Source organism: Magnetococcales bacterium (assembly GCA_015232395.1).
Classification (GTDB): Bacteria; Pseudomonadota; Magnetococcia; order Magnetococcales; family JADFZT01; genus JADFZT01.
The window spans coordinates 35,863-52,094 of record JADFZT010000021.1; the positions used below are offsets into that span (position 1 = coordinate 35,863).

Sequence of the window (16,232 nt, forward strand, 5' to 3'; positions counted from 1 at the left end):
CTTTGCCGAGACAATATCCGCTGATTCCTTGAGCTAACGGTCTGTTTCTGGCTTCTCTTCCTGACCGGCTTTCTCTTTCCGCCTAGTACAATCGGCAATGCCCAGGTAAAAAAACGGCATGGTTGAAATGGCCATTTTTGAGCCTGCATAACTTCCTCCCCTCTGATGTTTATCTTCCTTTCCTAAAGCTACTCTGGATATTGTCCCGACACCCCACCTGAGTTTGGTTGGGGCAGGGACACGTCAAGCTCCAAGGCATCCTCTTGAAAATATTGACGTTTCAATCAAATCCATAATCGGAGTCAAGAGAGGCCAAAATGCAAAGTGATAACACCTGGAAGCCATCGGCGATCAAATCACGCAACCTCTGGCCCCACAAGGATTTACCCTATCTGACAGCCTCGGAATGTCTCAGCGGCATAGCTTAGAACCGATGGATTTCCAGGCTTCTTCCGCTGACTTTGACGAGTCCCTGTTGGTTGGGGTCACCTGGGGCTTACTCCTGGAGATCGATTTTGCAGCCCAGGATGGAAAGTGAAAAGGGAGCTGTCAACTTCCTGCCTGGGGTGGTTTTTAATCGCCAACGGCCGGATTTGGGATAAAGGGAGCGCCTTGATGACCAAGTGGAAATTGACCCGGATCATGGGGATGGGAATCGCTGGGGCTGGAGGGTTTTTGCTGATGCATGTTCCCCAATATGAGGAGGCGATGTTCCTGGCCAATTCAAGCCTGGGGATGATTGCTCTGGGCTTGATCGCCGTCACGCTCTCTTTCCTGCTCAATCAGGCGGGTGGGGAGGATTGATCTTTGGAGAGAATAAAGGTGGGGCGTGAAGAGGGCCTCGCTGGCGTCATGATGGATGCGTTCATGTCAGGTGTAGCATGTCTGGATGTTGGAGTTGTTCACATGAAACAGGGTCGGGCTTGGAAAAGAGGCCAACCAGGCAGGAGTGGAGGGGGTGCACCCATGATGGGCCGTTTGGGAGAAGAAACATGACCGTAAACAATACCTTTATGGCATCCACCGCCTTACCCTCAAAAATCGTTAAATATGAGGGTAAGGCGGAACTCTATATCATTGAGGATCTCAATGGTCAGCATTTGGGCTATACCGGTCAAAGTGAGACGGCACGTCTCTACTATGCCGCGCCTGGCATGCTGGAGGTGATCGAAAGAATGGCTTTTTTGTGCCAGCGTATTTCAGAGTCGGCTGTGGAGAGTGCCATTCGTCAGGAAGCGGTGGAGATCTTGGTGGAGGCCAATACAGTGCTCACTGCCGCCAGTAAAGCCAAAATTGAGTAAGTATCCCAATTAAATGACATCATTATTGATTCGTTTGCCCAATCAATTGGAGTGGTGGAAACAGTGCGTTTTATTTCTATTTTGGCTGCGGGCCTGCTTTTTTTCGGATGGCTTCTTTCAGGGTGTGTCAGTACCACGGAAGTGGATATCCATCAAATCACTTTCGAGCGATTGGAAAAAATTCGCTCGGACAAAAAAGCCGCCATTCTTTTTGAGCTGGTGCGGTTGAGAAAGAAGGCGGATCAGGCCCCTCGGGATCCCACCCTGATGGATGAATTTTTCCGGTTGAGGGATCAAACGCCTGCCAATCATTCCCAACGTTCCAAGGCGTTGGCTGCCATCACTGCTCTGGATCAGCACTTTGTGGCAGAGTATGGAGTGTTTTACGATCTTTTGTTTATCCGCAAGGATGGCTTTGTTTTTCATTCCATCCGCATGGAGTCGGACTTTCGCTCCAATCTGTTTCATGGGCCTCTCTCAGCGACCCATCTGGCCCGAGCCCTTCGGAAATCCCCACAACCCCGGTTTGTGGATTATGATTATTATGGGCCTTCTGCCGAAGCAGCTGCTTTTTTTCTCAACCCCGTCCTCCACCAAAACCAGGTGGTTGGCTGGATGGCCTTGCAGCTGGATATTCACCCCATCAATCGGATCATGACCGACTATGGGGAGCTTGGCCAAACGGGAGAGAGCTATCTGGCCAACGACCAAAACTGGATGCTCACCCAATCCCGTTTTTATCCCCATGAAACCAGCTTGCAGCAACGCATTGAAACCCGGGTGACCGAGGTGGCCCCCCAACAAAACAGCGGCCAGATGGTGATTGAAGATTATCGCCGGGTTCGGGTGTTGAGCGTGTTTGAAAAGGTGGTGTTCGAGGGGGTTTCGTGGGTTTTGATCGTTGAGATGGATGAAGATGAAATCCTCGCCGAGCAGTTTTTACAGAACCCCGATTTTTACCTGAGTAAAATTCTGGAAAAACCGGACCCTGGAGAGCCTTTGGCCGATGGGCGATTATCGGTGGGAAAGTCGCCTGTTCGGGTGGATGTCAATGAATTTGCCCGGGGCAAGCCTGGCAGGCATCTTTTGACCCGAGGGGTGGCTACCTGCACCGGGGTGGTGATCACCTATCCCGATCAGTTCAGTTATCTGGGGCATATCTACCCCCTGGATACGGCCTACCATTCCCCTTGGAAATTACTGGTGACGGAGATGGGGCTTTGGTGGCGGGGGGTGGCGCAGCCGGGAAATACCAACGATCTTTTGGGGCTGATTTTACATCGCATCACCCAATTTGAAATTCCCAAGTCAAAAATCAGGGATCTCAAAGTGGTCTTGGTAGCGGTGCATACCGAAAGCTTCAAGGGGATTGTTCAGAGGCTTCTTGCTGAAGGGATTTATCTCTCCCAAATCACCATCCTCCACGCCCCAAAGATGCGTCACGCCAATATTGTCGTGGAGTCAGCCAACCCGGTGATTGCCGTGGAGTGGGAAGGGGAGGAGGAGGGGGCTTTGTCACGAAGCAACCGATCCAGGAATTTGGGGGAGATGGTGACGCCATTCCTATCCCGTGGGGTATGACTCTTAAACCTAAATCCGGCAGTTGGGCGTGTGTGGCTGGTGCAGAATATTGGTTCGCATAGTGAATTGGGAGAAATCGCCGTCACCTTATTGGTCACAAGACTTTCTCCCGATTTGCTTGGTGGATCAAGAGGCTGGGGCATGTACGTACGCCCAACTGCCGGATTTAGGTTAAAGGGCTGTCTGTTTTGGCGAAAGAGGTCCCAGAGGGTGGGTAGGGATCTCTACTTATAGGGGTTGGCTTCAGGCTGGTCCCCATCCAGATAGGCTTTGCGAATGGATTGGCGGATTTTGTCCCGTCTTTTTTGCCAGGTGTCGAAATCGATTAATTTTGCCTGGGTGGTTTTATCCTTACCCTGAAGACTCTTTTTTCCTCCTGAGCAGATCCAGGCATTGGCAGGCCTCTTTTTAAACATGTGTTCCATGTTTAGAGCCGCCTTCATCACGGCGGTTTTGGTTTCCAGGGGCAGGTTGATGAAAAATTTGTTGATTTTTTCAAATTGCGGTTCGGTATTTTTGATGTGGCTGGCGGCGGCTGTTTTATTCTGACATCGCGCGCCATCGGTACGCATCAAAAGACGGCCATAGATCCACATGAAGCCAGCGGTATCCTGTAATTTTGGATGCTGAAACAGCAAGTGGGAATAGATCAGGGCGTAGCGGGATTCGGCTCCCTCGAAAACCCGTTTTTTCAGCCAATCCAGCGTTTGGGTATATTCATCCTGGGATTTGGGAGAAGAGATGCGTTTGAAGAGTGCCTGTTTATCTGGGTCGCCTTCGAGTTTTTCCAGCTCTTTGATGAACGGGGAGATGGATGGCTCGGCTTGGGCTTGGGGGGTGGGGCCCGTTAACAGGAGAGCTGCGAGTAGGCTGATCCATAAATAACGTACCATGACCATCCTTACATCTGAACGGCGACTGCCGTGATGGATTGTTTGAAATAATGGCTGAAGAGGATAGCAGGTTTGATCGTATCGGGAAAACGGTCATGAGTTCAACAGGCACACGTTGGGATATCCCCTATGGATCGCTTCCCGATGGCGCTGTGAGCTGAACTGAATGTATGGGGAGGTTTTTTCACCTGGAGGAAGGCTGGCTCGCATAACCCATTGTAGATGTAACCCTTAGGATGGGGTGAGCGAAGTGAACCGCATCGATTAAAACCACCTCACACAAAGCCAAATCATTCCTTTTCTTAAATCACATCGGGTTCACATGCCCCATCCCAAGGGATGAACTTGAATGATGCGGTTCGCTTCGCTCACCAGATCCTACGCATATTTTAATGTTTTTTTGTTTCAACCTATTCCGAGTCAGGCCTTCTTTTGAATGGTCAAGGGAGAGGTAACCCGTGTAACCTTTAGGATGGGGTGAGCCAACCGCATCGATCAAAAGCATCAATCAAAACGGCTCTGTTCAGCCTTGGAAAGCCACATCAGACATTCCCAAACCAATCGTAGAGCAGAATCTTCAAACGTAGAATGAGATAAGCCTCACCCATCCGATTATCGACAACCTCCTGGCTGGCCAGATCCAGATCCTGCTGGAGATGCAGGCGGGTATCCCGGAGGATGGAGGAGCAAGGGCCTGTCCAGCCTTTAAAATAACATCCTTCTTCTGATTGACAATTTTCAACACACTCACCAAGAAAATCATAAATATCAATCAGTTGCTTCTGAACGTTGCCACTTTCCCGGCCCAGCATGCACTGTTCGGTTGTTTGCAGGCTTTGCCAAAGTTGGGTATCAATGATCTCTGGGTTATCCGTCAACTGACTAAACCAGATAAACCACTCAGGCAGGGTGTGGGCTTGGGGGGCGTTCAGCTGTCGGATGGCGATGCGGTTAAAATAGCTTTGCAACAGCGGGTCGTGGAGATTGGGGTTTTCACACGCCTTGAGCAACACCAGGGCGCGGTCGATCTCCCCTAAATGAAAGAGGGAAACACCCTGTTCGAATGGCTTCTTTACCTGGGCTTTCCATTCCCGTAACGCTTCCTGATCGTTGTCAAACACTTCAAAAACAAAGGCTGGCACCCGTTTGCCTTTGGGCCTCACCAAGTCGGCAAAGCGGATGGAAAAACGCTCCGGGGTGTGCATTCCCAGCAGGGTATAGTGGGTGATCAAGAGGGGGGAGCTGCAACTCTTGGTCATGGACTCGATACGAAAGGCCAGGTTGACGCTATCGCCGATAGCGGTATTTTCCATCCTTTCGTGGCCACCGATGGTGCCCAGCATCAGGTTGCCGGTATTGATCCCAAAACCACAGCGAATTGCAGGCAGATTTTTAGCTTGGCGCTCCAGATTATGCGCCGCCAAATCCCAGAGCATTTCCACCGCCGCCTCAACTGCAAACATCGGATCTTCAGGAAAGAGGGCCATCACCGCATCACCGATATATTTATCGATGATTCCCCCGTGGGCGCTGATGATGGGCTCCAGGCGCTGGAGGTAGGCGTTGATAAATTTGAACACCTGATCCGGGGAGGTCTGCTCGGAAAAGGAGGTGAAATCCCGAATGTCGGAGACCAACACCGTCATGCGTTTTTTGGTGCTGTCCCCCAAGGCCACATCGGAAATTTCCTTGTGCCCCAAAATGGTGATGAACTCCTTGGGGACGAAACGCTCCATGGCCTGATTCAACAGGAGCAGGGCTTCCTCAGCTTGATGGCGGGCGGTGACATCTTGAACAATCAGGGTCAAAAAACGCAAACCCCGGACATCCACTTCCCCGGCAAACACCTCCAATATCAGCTCGTTGCCGTCAGGCCCTGTCAAACGGGTGGCAACCCCATCAAAATCGTCATTTTTTTTGCCATTGCCGAAAAACAGGCGTTTGTACTTGTCGTAATCCTCAAAGACAAGTTCAGGCAGATAGTGATGGATGAGGGCACCGGTGATTTTGTCGGCATCGACTCCAAAAAGATGGCAGGCGGCTGGGTTGGCGGATTCGATGATCCCTTTGGGATTGACAGTCAGAATACCGTTGTTGACCCCCTCCAGGATGGCCTTCAGCCGGGATTCGCTCTGTTCGAGTTGTCGTGCTTCAGAAATAATTTTATCGGTGGAGGTTTTCAGCCAATCGGAAAAAATGTGCAGCATGTTGATGGCGACCTGGGAAAATTTGGCCAGCATTTCCCAAAAGGCCTTCTCATTGACTTCGATCACCTGGGCCGGGCCATCACTGACCACAAAGGCGGTGGGGGGGGCGTTGCGCAACAGGCCTATTTCACCAACGGATTGGCCCGGCTCCATGCGCCGCACCGGCGGGCTGGTAATTTCTCCAAAGTGAATGGTCAAATAGCCATCCAGCAGCAGATACATTATGTTGGCTTGGTGCTGGTCGGGGGAGAGGAGAATGGTGCCGGCTGGTACTTCCAAGGTGGGCAGGTTGGCCAAAAAGGCCAACAGCGGTGTGGGAGAGACCCCTTTGAAAAAGGCCACCTGGCTTAAAAAATCCTTTTGGATTGCCCCCATACCGACTCCCCTGCCTCTACCGGAATACCGTAAAGGGTGCATAATCTGTTGCAATGTGTGTGGTGGAAAATAAAATCACGTGTGTTTCTTTAAGTTACATTCATTACCTGAATGTGGTGGATAAGGGAAGTAAAATTTGTGCAGGTCATGGGGATGCAGGTTGACTGCTTTGGGATCTTGTTTGTAGTAAAGCTTGTTGATTTTGTTGTTGATTTTTGTTTGGCAGTCGGGTGGCGTCAAAATAAATCCGTCAGAGTGATGATTATTTCGACGCCATGCTGCCAAAGGTCAATTTTTGGTGTTTGTCCAGGCATGCTGTTTTGAAATATCCTGATACTTCTGCTGAGTCTGTATTTTGTTTGCTTAAAGTCGTTTTGTTTTTGTCTTCAGGAAGAAAAACAGCCCTGTTGTGATAACTTTTAAAAACCTTTTGAACTTGGGATAAGGTTCGCTTTATGGAGGAATAGCTCCGATTCAGTCGTGCCAGAATTCCCAGGTTCTGATCGCCATTATACTGGATTCTAGCAATTTACGTTCCTATCCATCCAAATAGCCGGATGGCAACGTCCATCAATGCGCAATCAGGTCATCACCGACCCTTAACACCGTCTCAGTCATGTTTTTTTTGCTCTTTCCCCCCCCCTTTTTTGGCCAGGGAATGAATATAGACTGATGCAACTTCCTCAGATAGAGGCTCTCTGGAGAGGAAACAGGCCTGATGGTTCAAAATATTTGACGCAGGTCTTGGTTCTTGGTCTAAATACAAGCGTTATGGGGGGAAAGTGCATTCAACAAAGGAGGGCTTTCCCAGAGTATAACTGACAGGGTTGATGCTCAACTCCAAAGAGGCTTTTGTTAAATCATGGTGCGTGATGAGGATGGTTCATTCTGGCAGGGTCGTTCGGTAACGATCACCGGCCACACCGGATTCAAGGGGGGGTGGCTGGCGCTGTGGCTCCATCGGTTGGGGGCTCAGGTCCATGGCTATGCCTTGTCTCCCCCCACCGATCCCAACCTCTTTTCAGCTGCTCGGATTCCTTCCCTGCTGGCTTCGGATCAGCGCGCTGATGTGGCGGATGCCGACTGTTTGAAATCGGCTCTCCGGGAAGCCCAGCCGGAGGTGGTGTTTCACCTGGCTGCCCAGCCCCTGGTACGGGAAAGCTATCGGGATCCCGCTGGCACTTTGGCTACCAACGTGATGGGCACGACCCACCTGCTGGAGGCGGTTCGTGAGACGGAGTCGGTGCGGGCTGTGGTGCTCATCACCACTGACAAGGTGTATGAAAACAGGGAGTGGGTTCATCCCTACCGGGAGGTGGATCGACTGGGTGGACGGGATCCCTACAGCGCCAGTAAAGCGGCGGCTGAGTTGGTTGCAGCCAGCTATCGCCAGAGCTTTTTTGATGAAAAGCAGGGGAGTCAGGTTCGGTTGGCCACAGCCAGGGCTGGTAATGTGATCGGTGGGGGGGATTGGGCCCGGGATCGTCTGGTACCGGACTGCTTGAGGGCCTTTGCCAAAGGGGAGCCGGTGGCTTTGCGTTTTCCCGGGGCGGTGCGACCCTGGCAACACGTTTTGGAACCGTTATCGGGCTATCTGCAACTGGCCCGGCAGCTGGTGGAGCCGGAGGGGGGCGCATGGGCCAAAGCGTGGAATTTTGGACCCGATGTGGGGGGGGATGCCCCGGTGGGAGAGGTGGCGGAAAGTTTGGCTCGACTATGGGGGGAGGATGCCCGGGTGAGCTTGGATCCCGCCACTGAAAACCCCCATGAAGCCCACCTGTTGCGCCTGGATCACACCCTGGCTCGCCAGGCGTTGGGCTGGCAACCCCGCTGGTCCTTGCACCAAGCCTTGACCCAAACGGTGGCGTGGCAAAAGGCGTGGTTGGACAACGCCGACATGACCGCTTTCAGTTTGGCCCAGATTGAGGCGTTTGGAAAACCGGATTGAGGCGTTGTAAGAAGAGTTGGCGAAGAGGGGCTGGTTTGGTTTTGAGGGGAGGTGGATGGCCTGGCTGGCAAAATCACTGTTTGGAGCAGATAGCCAGTATGGAGCCGCCATTGGGGTGGATCCGCCAGCTCTGTTTTTTGAATTTCAATGTACGGGAGCCAACTCTGGCTCCATGGGACAATTTTTCTCTGAATTTTTTAAGTTTGGTGATGCCGAACATTTCCGGGATGGGGGAGTTTGTCTCCAGAAGGTGAATCTTCAGACCACATTTTTCCACCAGTTTTTTCAAGGCGCGTATGCTGAAAAACAGGAGATGGGGCTCATGGTTCATCTCCAAAAATCCAGCATGCTTTTTAAAGCTGACATTGGGTACCTCAAGAGATAACACCCCCCTCGGTTTGAGGATCCGCTTGATCTCCCCCATCACCTCCAGGGCTTCATCCGCTTCCAGATGTTCCAGGGATTGGGAAGAAAAAACCATCTCTACCGAGGCGGTTTGGATCTTTTTCAGATCGATTCGCCGGGCACCGATATGGTTGAGATAAGGGGCCATTGTTTCGTCAGGTTCGTGGGCCAACAGGTTGATATCCGGCCAAAAAAAAGTTTTTGCCAAATAGAGGCAGTTACCAAACCCGGTGCCGATATCCAGAAGGGTGGTGGGGGGGGGGTCATGTAGTTGCCGGAAGGTGGCGGCAGCCAGGCAGAGGTGGCGCATCTGCCGGTGAGGCTTGTGCATGTGGTCAAAAGAGTGGGCATATTCAGGCTCTTTGGTTTCAATGAGCCACTTGAGCCAATCCCTGGCAGGGTCTGGGGGGAGATCAATCTTCGGAAAATAGCCGGAGGGGGGCGGTTTTTGGCTTCTTCCGGCAAAGAGAGGATATTCGCGGCTGTAATATTCAACCAGCCTTTCATGGCCGATCTTGTTGACAACCCAGCCAAAATCGCACCCGACACAGTGGGCTGCTTCAAGGGAGATAAAAAGCTCGGACTGGCTCTCCTTCGGATAAGCAAAGGTGGTGCTCTTTGGCTTTCCACAGAGAATGCACGCGCTGATCATGGCCTTGCTATCCACCAAAACGGTCATCGCTGCTCCTTGGAGTCCTGGCACGCTACTATCCCGACAAGGATCGTGGCGTACCTGCTTTTTCATCTGCCCTGTTCAGAGTGAGGGGGGGCTCTGGCTCTCCCAGCTACAGGCTCTCCAGCCACCCATCTCCCAGGCAATGGCGCAGCTGGGCTTCGTTGATATAGCCCAGGGGAAGTTCCCGCAGCTCAAAATAGTGCACATCCCCCTCTTCATCGTGATAATAGTCCCATTCCCGCTGAAAGTTGGCCCATAAAAAACGGGCGTTGGCGGTTCGACCATCCACCACAATCAGGGTGCCTGGCAGAAAAAAATGTTCCATGGCCAATAGATCCGAGGCCATGGGCAGGCGATCCCTGGTGCGGGTGGAGATGCCGTTTATCTCACCCACCACTGAAAACTGGCCCGGTCCATCGAGATAGATAAAATCGGGGCAAATGTTGGGCAGGCGTTCATATTCGGTGCAGATGCGGCCATTGAAACGGGTCATGGCCACCTGGGCGTGATGAAAATGAACGTGTTTGGCCAGCTGCTCAGGGATGCGTTCCCGGGTGAGCTGGATATAGCTCTCTTCATCGTCCACTGCGTGGAGTTCGTGGGGATTGTTGCGGCGGAGATTGGCTTCGACGAAGGCCCCGTGACGTCGTTGATTTTCAGCCAGGGCGTGGGCCATCACCAGGGTGGAATAGCCGCAGCCAAACTCCAAAATGGTGGTCACCTTCCGGGTCAAAACCAAAGAGTGAAGGCGAACAAGGTCCGGCCAGTCGGGATAAAAGGGCTGGTTGTAGTTCGGATCCACCGAGTCGTTGGGGCTCATGTCGCTGGGTTCGCCACTCCAGGGGACCACTTTTTTCAGATCATATTGTTCAATATAGGCCGCTATTTCCTGCTCGCTCAGTATGTTGGGCTGTTCGTCTACCAGGGGAGTGTTCATGTTTTCAGTCACACCTGTGTGGGGGGATTTGTGGAAGGCTTGGGGCATGGTCGGTTCGGCTGGGTGGGGTGGTGTCCCAATGATCTGCACCCCTTTTTTCACCAAAATCAGGATCCGGCAATTCCAGTGCAGCGTCAATTGTTTTTCGGCGGTTGTTGGGGGCGGTTTTTTTTCGAACAGATCGTCAGGTTGATGGCGATATCGGGCTTTGCTTCGGTGCTTTTATGAGCCTGTTGCAACAGGTCGATGATACTCTTCAGGTCAGGCTTGCCGTTTTTGTAATCATGGCCTGATTCAAGCTGTGTGAGGCTTGCTGAAAGCGGTGTAACGTTGCATCAAGGCCAAACGGCTATGGCAACAGGCTTTCGGAGTGGCATCAAATCCCAACCATTATTAACCAGGCAGGGAAATAATGGCGTATGGTATAGTCATGCCCCGGGCATGGGCCAAAATGGATCTGCCCGGGTAGCAGCAGGAAGGCTCTTCAGTCATTGAATGTTATCTTGGAAAATCAGGCCTTTCAGAACACCTTAAGCGGGCTGTAAATGGTCGATTGCCCGCTTGATAAATGGTCGACTGAAAGCAATCCCGACGAGAGAAACGCCAGCAAGAGAGGATTGGGTGGGAGAGATTCAAGATCGCCACTATGTGTTTTGGGCCAGACATTTCAATGATATCGATCACATGGTGCCCATCATTCATGGATTGCTGAAATATGGCGTGCCCGTGGAGCGCATACGCTATGTGATGTCCAACCCCCTGCCTCCGGTTTATCCCAAGAGAGATCAACGACTATCTTTTTTAACTTCCCGGGGAGTCACCCTGGAAACCCCACATTTAAGTAGCGTCAGCTTTTTTTTATACCATTTTTTGCGACAACTGGGTGAGACCAGCCGTCTGTTCAGTGTGCTGTTCAGTCGGATGGAGCGTCTCTACAGCCACTATTTTGTGCCCCACCATTTCCAGCGTTTTCCCAACTGGCGTCACGCCCTCAAAGTAGTGGAAGCAACCCCGCCGGGATCCCTGTTTATCTTTGACCACTCCCCTTCCAAAATGTATCGGGCTTTGGTCAAAAAAGGGCATGAAAAGGGCATTGCCAGCGTTGCAGTCCCCCACGGCCTTTTGACCTTTTGGGAACATCCCAATCCAGACAGCGACACCCCTCTTTATGGCAAGGAGTGTGATTTTTTTGATAAAAAGGTCATGACCGATGCTTTTTTTGCCTCCCAACGCTCCCCGGGACTCTCTCCGGGAAAGGCGGTTACCCTGGGCTCGGCCCGTTTTTGTCCTGAATGGATGGCTGTGATCGAGAAGATCTATGATTCGTCGCTGCCACGGCGTGAAAACCGTCTGCATGTTTTGTTTTTGATGGAAAAAGCCAAAGCCGGAACCAGTGATGTCTATGATATTTCCATGGAGGAACAGTTTGCCCTGGTCTCTCTCTTGGATGAAGATCCGGGTGTGGAGCTTTTCATTAAACGCAATACCCGGGGCATCTCTCCACAACAGTCGCGGTTTTTGGCGGCCAGGCAGAGCCGACAATTTGGCGATGAAGTGACCACCCACGAATTGGTCTCCTGGGCCGATGTGGTGGTGGGCAGCCACTCCAGTGTTATCCTGGACCCCATGATGCGGGGAAAAGTGGTGTTGTTACCTGTCTATATGAGCCGATTTCCCTTTATCTTTGACGAATATAAATTAAGCTGGCTCAGTCACTCCCGGAAAGAATTTGCTGAACAGATGGATGCTTTGAAGAAAAAAATACCGGAAGATCCCTATGGGGATCCGAATTCCAGAAAATTTTTAACCGATTTGATCTTCGCTGGTAACCCGAAGGCCGATATCTTGCATGATTATTTTTTGTTTCTCAGTGGATCTGCCATAGAGCCACAGAGGGTGGAACACCGTTCAGAGCAACAGAAATCCACATGAACAGAAGAAAAAACGCACTCACCATCACAGGGAATGACCTATGACCAATTTCGATTTTGCTCTGAACCGTATGGATGCCTCCTCCGTTCAGCTGGCACGTCACATCTATGTGATTGGAGAGATCGGCATCAATCACAACGGGGATCTCAAGCTTGCCAAAAAGTTGATTGATCTGGCGAAAGTGGCCGGGTGTGATGCGGTTAAATTTCAAAAGCGCACCCTGGATATTGTCTATACCCAAGAGCTGTTGGACAGCCCCCGGGAGAGCCCCTGGGGAACCACCCAGCGGGAGCAGAAGGAAGGGTTGGAGTTTGGTCGGGCCGACTATGATGAAATCCACGACTACTGCCAACAGGTGGGTATCGATTGGTTCGCCTCGGCTTGGGATATCCCCAGCCAGGAATTTTTGCGCCCCTACGATTTAAAGTTCAACAAAATCGCTTCGGCCATGACCACCCATCTGGAGTTTGTCGAGGTTGTCGCAGCGGAAGGCAAGCCGACTTTTCTTTCCACCGGCATGTGCACCCTGGAAGAGATCGAAGCGGCGGTGGCCTTGTTCAAAAAACACAACTGCCCCTTTGTTTTGATGCATACGGTTTCGGAATATCCCTCCCCCGAAGAGACCCTCAACCTGAAATTGATCCCCGAATTGCAAAATCGTTTTGACTGCCCGGTGGGGTATAGCGGCCATGAATCTTCGGTTTCTCCCTCCCTGATGGCCGCCATGATGGGCATCGTCGCCCTGGAGCGGCATATCACCCTGGATCGAGCCATGTATGGCAGCGATCAGGCGGCCTCTTTGGAAGCTGCGGGATTGATCACCCTGGTGGCGCAACTGCGCAAAATTCCGGTGGTGATGGGGGATGGGGTCAAAAAAAGCACCCCTGTGGAAGATAAGGTCGCCGGGAAACTACGCTACTGGCTTTGATGGGGCTCTTGAGATGCGCTCAGAGGGGAGAGCTGCCCATCAGCGGGTTGTGCTGATCATTCAAGCGCGCATGGGCTCCACCCGCTTGCCGGGAAAATCGATGATGCCCCTGGCTGGAGAGCCACTGATCGGACGGCTCCTGGAGCGGGTCAAAGGGTGCCAAGAGGTGGATCAAATCGTCCTGGCTATTCCGGATACCCCTGAAAATGAGGTGTTGGCCGGTGTTGGCCTGGAGTGGGGGGTGGCGGTCTATTCCGGCTCGGAAGGGGATCTGGTGGATCGGTATTACCAGGCCGCCCAAAAATTCAGCGCCGATGTGGTGGTGCGCCTGCCGGGTGACAATCCGGTTCCCGAGCCTGGAGAGATCGATCGGATCATCGCCCACCACCTCAGGGGGCGTGCCGCCTTTTCGACCAATATCACCCAGCTTTTGGGTAACGGCTATCCCGATGGTATTGGTGCGGAAGTGTTTGATTTTAAAAGCCTGGAAGAGGTTTGGCGGCGACAGGACGATCCCCTGAAGCGGGAGCATCTGCATCTTAATTTTTTTGACTATGCCACCGGGCAGGTGGTGGATTCTGAGCAATATCCGGTGGCAACGGTAAGCTGTCCGGCTGGTTTTTCCCGCCCGGATCTGGTGTTGGATGTGAACACGCCTGCCGAATACGCCTATCTCAAAGCCCTCTACAGCGCGCTCTACCCCAAAAATCCCCAGTTCCACATCACGGACATCATCGCCTGGCACGACGGCATTGACGGCAAAGTTCCCCTTTAGAGGTTCATGATGGCGACCTACTGTTTTGATATCGACGGCACCATTTGCACCAATACCGAAGGGGCCTATGAGGATGCCCAGCCCTTTGGGGATGTGGTTGAGGAGATCCAGCGGCTTTATGCCGAAGGGCACAAAATATTGCTCCATACCGCCAGAGGTGCCACCACCGGTATCGATTGGCGGGAGGTGACCGAGGGGCAGATGCAGCGTTGGGGGGTGCCTTTCCATGAGCTCTATCTGGGCAAACCCACGGCAGATATTTATGTAGATGACAAAACAATCAATGCAGTAGCGTGGCGGGGGCGGGGATTCAAGTGGTCACTGCCCGAGGCCCAGGCTCAGATTCAGGCCCAGGCCCAGCCACAGATTCAAGCCCAGGCTCGGACTCAGGACGAAAAGCCAGAACAGAATCCAGGTTCAGACGCGGCTGGAAGTGGCCGGGTGGTTTGCTTCAACGGCGCTTTTGTTCCGGAAAGCCAGGCGCGACTTTCCATCTATGATTCCGCTTTGATGTTTGGGGATATGGTCTTTGAGATGACCCGCTCCTTCAATCAAAAGCAGTTTAAATTGCGTGAGCACATCGATCGTCTATACGCCGGTCTCAAAATTTTGCGCATTCCCCTGGCGCTCTCCCCTGAAGAGATGGAAAAAGCGGTTTATGAAACCATGGAAGCCAATGCCGGGGCTTTTGCAGCGGATGACGAACATCGAATATTGATCGATGTTTCCCGGGGGATGTTGGGGATCTATCAGGGGGTGGTGGGCTCTCACCAGGGGCCCAACTATATCATCGCCGATTTTCCCCTGCGCTGGACCGTGGCGGGGATGGGTGGGTTGTTTAAAACCGGCATCAATGCGGTGATTCCCTCCCAGCGGGCAATTCCCGCCAGCTTTTTAGAGCCCAAAATCAAAAATCGCAGCCGTTTGCACCTGCAAATGGCCAATATTGAGGTTTCCGGCTACAGCGGCGACAACAACTGGGCACTGCTTCTGGACGATGCCGGCTATATCGCTGAAGGGACCGGGGATAATTTTTTTATCGTCAAGGATGGGGTGATTTTGACCCCGGAAGGGCGCAACATTTTGCGGGGTATCAGCCGCCAATATATCCTGGAAGAGCTGGCTCCCCAGCTGGGAATGCGGGTGGTGGAAACCAATATCGAACCCTACGACGTCTACACCGCCGACGAAGCCTTCATGACCGGCACCCCCTTTTGCATGTTGCCGGTCACCTCTCTGATGGGGGTCAAGATTGGTGATGGCCGGGTGGGTGGGATTTTCAGCCGCCTGCTCTCCCAATGGAGCGACAATGTGGGGGTGGATATCCCCAGCCAGATTCAAAGGTGGAATGCCCAGGATGCCGCCTCCCAGCCCACAGCCCCCACTCCTTATGCCTTTACTCCACCCCCTTCCGAAAACGACCCAACTTCCTGAGGTGTGATGAGCAACAACATCGGATTCATGCAGGGGCGTCTTTCTCCCCTGGTAGACGGAAAAATTCAAGCCTTCCCAAAGGATCATTGGCAGGCAGAGTTTCCCCTGGCGGAAAAAATCGGACTTTCCCTCATGGAGTGGACCCTGGATCAGGAGGGTCTGCGGCAAAATCCCCTTTTGACCCCTGACGGACGCCGGGAGATCCAGGGGCTCTGCCAGGCCCATGGGGTGTCCATTGAAACCCTGACGGCGGATTGTTTTATGCAGGCCCCGTTTTTCAAGGTAGCGGGAGAGGAGCGGCAAGCTTTGCTGGATGATCTGCGGGCGGTTTTGCAGGGGGCTGGGGAGGTGGGGGTGCGCCTGGTGGTGCTGCCTTTGGTGGACAATGGTGCCTTGAAGAGACTGGTTGAGGAAAAGGCGCTGCGGGATGGTTTGCTGGCGCTGATTCCGCTGCTGGAGCAAACCGGAGTTCGGATCATCTTCGAATCCGACTTTCCTCCCCCCTGGCTGAGCACTTTCATCGCCACCTTTCCCAAAGACCATTTCGGCATCAACTATGACATCGGCAACAGCGCGGCGTTGGGGTTTGACCCGGAGGAGGAGATGGCAGCGTATGGTTCGCGGATTTGGAACGTCCACGTCAAAGATCGCCTGTTGGGTGGCACAACGGTTCCTCTGGGGCAGGGCAGCGCCGACTTTCCCCGCGTTTTCAGCCTTTTGAAAAAATCAGGTTATGGGGGGCGCTATATTTTGCAAACCGCCAGAGCCAAAGAGGAAGCCCATTGGGAGCTGCTCCAGGGGTATGCCGATCAGGTGAGCCACTGGTTGAAGGAAGGGTAG

Annotated in this window: 13 protein-coding genes; 9 read left to right on the plus strand and 4 right to left on the minus strand. The window is 52.7% G+C overall.

The window, feature by feature from the left end:
* The first annotated feature begins 615 nt into the window (after positions 1-615).
* The 3 genes from HQL52_08190 (at position 616) to HQL52_08200 (ending at position 2,882) form a co-directional block, all read left to right on the plus strand.
* Entirely contained in the window at positions 616-804 is a 189-nt protein-coding gene (locus HQL52_08190; GenBank protein ID MBF0369418.1) for a hypothetical protein, read from the plus strand.
* Between the two features lie 188 nt (positions 805-992).
* Positions 993-1,301: a hypothetical protein gene (locus HQL52_08195; protein MBF0369419.1), complete on the plus strand. Its 309-nt coding sequence runs from the start codon at positions 993-995 to the stop codon at positions 1,299-1,301.
* Positions 1,302-1,364: 63 nt separating this feature from the next.
* Positions 1,365-2,882, plus strand: a complete 1,518-nt coding sequence (locus HQL52_08200) for a hypothetical protein (GenBank protein ID MBF0369420.1) — start codon at positions 1,365-1,367, stop codon at positions 2,880-2,882.
* A gap of 224 nt (positions 2,883-3,106) precedes the next feature.
* Here the strand turns inward: HQL52_08200 and HQL52_08205 are convergent, their stop codons facing one another.
* Complete coding sequence (locus HQL52_08205; GenBank protein MBF0369421.1) at positions 3,107-3,775, minus strand: hypothetical protein; 669 nt, start codon at positions 3,773-3,775, stop codon at positions 3,107-3,109.
* Positions 3,776-4,317: 542 nt separating this feature from the next.
* On the minus strand, positions 4,318-6,357 hold the full coding sequence (locus tag HQL52_08210) for a PAS domain S-box protein (protein ID MBF0369422.1): 2,040 nt from the start codon (positions 6,355-6,357) through the stop codon (positions 4,318-4,320).
* 862 nt (positions 6,358-7,219) lie between these two features.
* Here HQL52_08210 and rfbG point away from each other — a divergent pair.
* Entirely contained in the window at positions 7,220-8,305 is a 1,086-nt protein-coding gene (gene rfbG / locus HQL52_08215) for a CDP-glucose 4,6-dehydratase (GenBank protein MBF0369423.1), read from the plus strand.
* Between the two features lie 73 nt (positions 8,306-8,378).
* Here rfbG and HQL52_08220 read toward each other — a convergent pair whose 3' ends face one another.
* Complete coding sequence (locus HQL52_08220) at positions 8,379-9,389, minus strand: methyltransferase domain-containing protein (protein MBF0369424.1); 1,011 nt, start codon at positions 9,387-9,389, stop codon at positions 8,379-8,381.
* 106 nt (positions 9,390-9,495) lie between these two features.
* The gene (locus HQL52_08225) at positions 9,496-10,323 is read right to left on the minus strand and encodes a class I SAM-dependent methyltransferase (protein MBF0369425.1); all 828 of its coding nucleotides are present in this window, start codon (positions 10,321-10,323) and stop codon (positions 9,496-9,498) included.
* Positions 10,324-10,944: 621 nt separating this feature from the next.
* Here HQL52_08225 and HQL52_08230 point away from each other — a divergent pair.
* The 5 genes from HQL52_08230 to HQL52_08250 all read left to right on the plus strand — a co-directional run bounded on the left by HQL52_08230 (position 10,945) and on the right by HQL52_08250 (position 16,232).
* On the plus strand, positions 10,945-12,255 hold the full coding sequence (locus tag HQL52_08230) for a hypothetical protein (GenBank protein MBF0369426.1): 1,311 nt from the start codon (positions 10,945-10,947) through the stop codon (positions 12,253-12,255).
* A 70-nt stretch (positions 12,256-12,325) separates the two neighbouring features.
* Positions 12,326-13,183 (plus strand): N-acetylneuraminate synthase family protein, encoded by an 858-nt coding sequence (locus HQL52_08235; GenBank protein ID MBF0369427.1) that lies wholly within the window; start codon positions 12,326-12,328, stop codon positions 13,181-13,183.
* A 13-nt stretch (positions 13,184-13,196) separates the two neighbouring features.
* Complete coding sequence (locus HQL52_08240; GenBank protein MBF0369428.1) at positions 13,197-13,958, plus strand: NTP transferase domain-containing protein; 762 nt, start codon at positions 13,197-13,199, stop codon at positions 13,956-13,958.
* A gap of 510 nt (positions 13,959-14,468) precedes the next feature.
* A complete protein-coding gene (locus HQL52_08245) occupies positions 14,469-15,392 on the plus strand; it encodes an aminotransferase class IV (GenBank protein MBF0369429.1) in 924 nt (307 codons plus the stop codon).
* Between the two features lie 6 nt (positions 15,393-15,398).
* Positions 15,399-16,232 carry a sugar phosphate isomerase/epimerase gene (locus HQL52_08250; protein MBF0369430.1) on the plus strand — a complete coding sequence of 278 codons (834 nt, stop codon included), beginning with the start codon at positions 15,399-15,401 and terminating at the stop codon, positions 16,230-16,232.